We start from the raw sequence: 2,559 nt of genomic DNA on the forward strand, positions 1-2,559 counted from the left end.
CCCCGCGCCGCCACCAACACACACGCGTCCGCCAGCGAGAACACCCCCGCGACATGCGCCGCCGCCACCTCACCGATCGAATGCCCCAACAGGAAATCCGGCGTCAGACCCCAGGATTCGAGCAACCGGAACGACGCCACCTCCAACGCGAACAACCCCGCCTGCGCCCACACCGTCCGGTCCAGATCATCGGCGCCCTCGAACACCACATCGCGAACCGGCCGATCCAACAGCAGGTCGAACTCCGCACACACCGCGTCGAACGCCCCCGCGAACACCGGGAACCCCTCGTAGAGCCCGCGCCCCATCCCGACCCGCTGCGCCCCCTGCCCCGTGAACAGGAACGCCGAACGCCCCTCCACCGCGACACCCGACACCACCCGGGCCGAGGGCCGCCCCTCCGCCAACGCCGTGACACCCGCCCGCAGCGCCTCCCGGTCACCACCGAGCACGACCGCACGGTGGTCCAGTGCGGCGCGGGACACCAGCGCCCCGGCCACCTCCTGCGGCGCGAACTCCGGCTTGCCGGAGAGGAATGCCGAGAGTCGACCGGCCTGCGCCGAGAGCGCGGCGGCCGACCGCCCCGAGACCAGCCAGGGCAGTACGCCCTCGACGGTCGCGGGCTCCTCGGCCTCCGCCGCCGGCACGGACTCCAGGATCACGTGCGCGTTGGTGCCACTGATGCCGAAGGACGAGACACCGGCCCGGCGCGGCCGATCCAGCGCGGGCCACGGCCGCGCCTCCGTCAGCAGCTCCACCGCGCCCGCCGACCAGTCCACTTCCGGGGACGGCTCGTTCGCGTGCAGCGTCGCCGGGAGCACCCCGTGGCGCATCGCCTGCACCATCTTGATCACCCCGGCCACACCGGCGGCCGCCTGGGTGTGCCCGATGTTGGACTTGATCGAGCCGAGCCACAGCGGCTCACCGGCCCGCTCCCGGCCGTAGGTCGCCAACAGCGCCTGCGCCTCGATCGGGTCACCGAGACGGGTCCCCGTCCCGTGCGCCTCCACCGCGTCCACCTCGGACGCCGACAACCCGGCATTGGCCAGCGCCTGCCGGATCACCCGCTCCTGCGACGGACCGTTCGGCGCCGTCAGCCCGTTCGACGCACCGTCCTGGTTCACCGCACTGCCCCGCACCACCGCCAGCACCTCGTGCCCATTGCGGCGCGCGTCCGACAACCGCTCCAGCACCAGCACACCGACGCCCTCGGACCAACCCGTCCCGTCCGCGGTGGCCGAGAAGGCCTTGCAGCGGCCGTCCGCCGCCAGCCCGCCCTGCCGGGCGAACTCCGCGAAGGCGGTGTTGGTGGACATGACGGTCACGCCGCCGGCGAGCGCCAGCTCGCACTCCCCGCGCCGCAGCGCCTGCGCCGCCAGGTGCAGGGCGACCAGCGAGGACGAGCAGGCCGTGTCCACCGTCATCGCCGGGCCCTCCAGCCCGAACGCGTACGCCACCCGGCCGGAGAGCACCGACGCGGCGTTGCCGGTCAGCACGTGTCCGTCGACGTCCTCGTCCGACGTCGCCAGCAGACCGCCGTAGTCCTGACCGTTGGTCCCGACGAAGACCCCGACCGAACCGCCGTGAACGGAAAGCGGGTTGGTGCCGGCCGACTCGAAGGCCTCCCAGGACGCCTCCAGCAGCAGCCGCTGCTGCGGGTCCATCGCCAGCGCCTCACGCGGCGAGATCCCGAACAGGGACGCGTCGAAGTCGGTCGCGTGGTGGAGGAAGCCGCCCTCCGGCGCGTACATCCCGACCTCGCGATCGAGGTCCCAGCCGCGGTCGGTCGGGAACGGGCCGACGCCGTCCACGCCGTCGGTCAGCAGCTGCCACAGCTCGGCAGGAGTCTCGACGTCGCCGGGGAACCGGCAGCTCATGCCGACGATCACGACCGGTTCGTCCGCCTCGGCCGGCGCGGGCGTCATCGCCTCGGCCAGCAGGGTCTCGTCGCCGAGCATCATGCCGAGCAGGTGATCGGCGAGCCGGGTCGGGGTCGGGTGGTCGAACACCAGGGTCGTCGGCAGCCGCAACGTCGTCTCGGCACTGAGCCGGTTGCGCAGTTCGACCGCCGTCAGCGAGTCGAAGCCCAGCTCGCGGAAGGCCCGGGCGGGCGCCACCGCATCGACGGAGGCGTGGCCGAGCACCGAGGCGGCCTGGGCGCGGACGACATCGAGCAGCAGCTGCCGACGCCGGCCCGTCGGCGCCGAGGCCAGCTCGGACCGCATCGGCGCGGGGGCGTCCGCCGCGGCCGGAGCGGGCCGCACGGCGGCTTCCGGCAGGTCCGCGAGCAGGGGGCTCGGGCGGGAGCCGGTGAAACCTTCGACGAACTGCGGCCAGTCGATGTCCGCGACGCTGACCTCGGTCTCGTCGCCGTCAACCGCCTTGGCCAGGGCCTGGATCGCCAGCGCCGGATCCATCGGGACCACACCACCGCGCCGCAACCGCTCGACGACCACCTCGCCGGTGGCGAGGCCGTCCTGCGCCCAGGCGCCCCAGGCGATGGACAGCCCGGCCAGACCGCGGTCACGCCGCTGCTGGATCCAGGCGTCGAGGAACGCG

At 73.6% G+C, this 2,559-nt stretch carries 1 protein-coding gene; it reads right to left on the reverse strand.

The genetic code is table 11. The annotated features are described in order from the left end of the window. The coding region (locus tag ACIQTO_RS38115) for a beta-ketoacyl synthase N-terminal-like domain-containing protein (protein WP_402398261.1) at positions 1 to 2,559 on the reverse strand (2,559 nt) is incomplete at both ends.

It is taken from the genome of Kitasatospora sp. NPDC091207 (assembly GCF_044768625.1).
GTDB lineage: Bacteria > Actinomycetota > Actinomycetes > Streptomycetales > Streptomycetaceae > Kitasatospora.